Origin of the sequence: Rummeliibacillus sp. POC4 (genome assembly GCF_003576525.1) — a bacterium.
In the GTDB taxonomy this organism is placed as follows: domain Bacteria; phylum Bacillota; class Bacilli; order Bacillales_A; family Planococcaceae; genus Rummeliibacillus.
In genome coordinates, this window is the sequence record NZ_QWUA01000042.1 from 1 (window position 1) to 2,608 (window position 2,608).

Below are 2,608 nucleotides of genomic sequence, written 5' to 3' on the forward strand. Positions count from 1 at the left end.
GGATTATTCGGAGGGTTGCTATCAGCAGTCCTTTTATTTTTGCAAACTTTGGGACTTTATTTCAATTGGTTTAACCAAGAATCAATCGATGCTTTTGTAAATGTTCTTTTAGCAGCAGTACCATTTGTAATCGTTATTTATGGAGTGTGGAAGAACAGTTATATCGTAACTAAACAAGCGCGTGAACAAGAACAACATTTGAAAGAAAAGGGGTTAAAATAATGGGATACATTGTCGATATTTCACATCATCAACCAAATAATAAATTCAACTGGGCTACATTTGCAAAGAATGTGGACTTATTAATTATTAGAGTACAATACGGATCTACAACTATTGACCGTGAGTACAAAAAGCATGTTGCTTCAGCAAAAGCATACGGCATTCCTTTCGGGCATTATGCTTATGCTCGATTTATTAGCGTTGCAGACGCAAAACAAGAAGCGAAAGATTTCCTAGCAAGGGCAGATAAATCGGCAAAGTTCTTAGTTGTCGATGTTGAGGAACAAACAACCAAAACAAAAGCAGAAATGTTACCGGCGACTCAAGCTTTTATAGATTACTTGCAAGCTCATGATAAGCGACCAATTGGACTTTATACTGGTCACCATTTTTACGAACCTTACAATATGAACAAAGTAAAAGCTGATTTCTTATGGATTCCGCGTTATCCACTTAAACCAAAGTATCCTTGTGATTTATGGCAGTATTCAGAGACTGGTACAGTACCAGGATATTCAGGTAAGTTAGACTTAAATCGATTGAATGGTAATAAGTCACTCAAATGGTTTATTGGAAACAAAGCAACAACTCAAGTAAGTAAAACAGTAGAAAAAACGAAAGCCAAGGAAAATAAAACATCAACTACAAAAGCTGCAAATAAAGTATACACTGTTAAAAGCGGTGATACATTAAGTAAAATTGCATCAAAAAATAACACTACAGTCGCAAAGCTTAAATCATTAAATAAGATTAAAAACGAAAATCTAATTTATGTTGGTCAGAAAATAAAATTGAAATAACTAATTATGCCCTGTCTTCCATATGGAGGATGGGGCTTTTTTATTTTCGAGATATAAAGAAGGAATATACTTGTATTTGTAGAATAATGTTCAACAAGATTAATTAAGTCTCAAATTTAATTTATTTATATTATCATCGATTTGTTATATTTACACCAGGAAATACAAGGAGAAATATAAAACAAAATGCATAAAAATGGTTTGTTCTATTGAACAAAATACAAAAATAGGTTTTAATAATAAATAAGTTTTGGTTTATTTAATATAGAATATTCTGAAAATTAAAAGGGGATACATATTATGAAAACATACATAGTAAAGTATAGAGATCCTGATAAAGAACAAATTATACAATTAATTAACTCATATGGAGGAACTGTTGAATATATGTCACCGGTACTTCCCATACTATATGCAAATGTAAATGAAGAAGTAAAAGCAAAATTAGAAGAAACATTTAATTTGTATTATATTACGGAAGAGGTTGAGGGAAGTCTACAAGAAGTAGAAGGTTCTCTAGCTTCTTTAAATCTTCCAAATATAAGCATGACTCCAGCGGTATCAACTCAACCGTTAAGAAACCTTCAAGCTATGGGGTGGGGAGTTACTATTGCTGTTCTTGACTCAGGAGTTAATGAGGATTGGATAAGTGAAAAATACGACTTTACGGGGTATGGAGTAGTACCAGAAATAAGTCATGGGACCACTGTTGCCAGTATAATTAAACATTATTCTCCAGGATCAATTATCAATAGCTATAAAATTTGTCAAACGGAAAAGATAAAATCAGGTGATCTTTTAATGGCATTAGATGCAGCTGTCAGTAAATCTGATGTTATAAATATGTCTTTGGGATTCACTATACCTACATGTACAAAAGATAATCCTTGTCATATTTGTGAAACAGTAAATTTTTATGCTGAAAACGCTGGAAAAGTATTTGTATCAGCTGCTGGAAATATAGGACTTGAGCACTCTATACAGTGCCCAGGAAATGCTGTTGAGTCAATTACTGTTGGAGCAATTGATGCTACAAATACTAGTCAATTAGCCGATTATTCAAGCAAAGGTACTCCAGGCATCAAAAAGCCAAATATATTGACATCTGGAATGGTTAAGTACAATAATGATTTTTTTGCTACAGGAACATCGTTCGCAACCCCTTTGATTTCAGGAGTTATAGGAGCAATTTTCCCGATGCTAAATAAAAATTCATCAATAACTAAGTCGTATTTGTATTCTACTTCTACAGATTTAGGAATGCCGGAACATCACCAAGGATTTGGTTTATTGAATTTATACAAATTAGTGGAGGTGCTTAGAAATGAACAGAGTAATATTAAAGGTCAGGGACAGAAAACAAATTAAGGATTTAGAAAAATTTGGATCAATTATTTTTCAATCTCCTATTCTTAATAGAGTTATATTAGAGGTTAATCAAGAAAATATTTGCCTATTAAAAAAACATGAAAATGTTATTAGCTGCGAACATGAACAGATAGGAAAATTAATGATTGTTTAATGTTATTGACCGGACCAATCTAAGTTCGGTCTTTTTATTCACTTGAAAATAGAACAAACGTTCG

Annotated in this window: 3 protein-coding genes; all 3 read left to right on the forward strand. The window is 32.4% G+C overall.

Features of this window, described 5'->3' with window-relative positions; translation table 11 throughout:
* The coding region (locus D1606_RS11990) for a phage holin (protein WP_119416251.1) at window positions 1-222 on the forward strand (222 nt) is incomplete at its 5' end.
* Window positions 222-1,022, forward strand: coding sequence for a GH25 family lysozyme (locus D1606_RS19250; RefSeq protein ID WP_119416252.1), 801 nt, complete (start codon window positions 222-224; stop codon window positions 1,020-1,022). The genes D1606_RS11990 and D1606_RS19250, both read left to right, overlap by 1 nt.
* A gap of 300 nt (window positions 1,023-1,322) precedes the next feature.
* Window positions 1,323-2,390: a S8 family serine peptidase gene (locus tag D1606_RS12000; protein ID WP_119416253.1), complete on the forward strand. Its 1,068-nt coding sequence runs from the start codon at window positions 1,323-1,325 to the stop codon at window positions 2,388-2,390.
* Window positions 2,391-2,608: the final 218 nt, after the last annotated feature.

Coding starts and splice junctions, on each gene's coding strand:
- D1606_RS19250 (WP_119416252.1), top strand. CDS start 222: ATGGGATACATTGTCGATATTTCACATCATCAACCAAATAATAAATTC.
- D1606_RS12000 (WP_119416253.1), top strand. CDS start 1,323: ATGAAAACATACATAGTAAAGTATAGAGATCCTGATAAAGAACAAATT.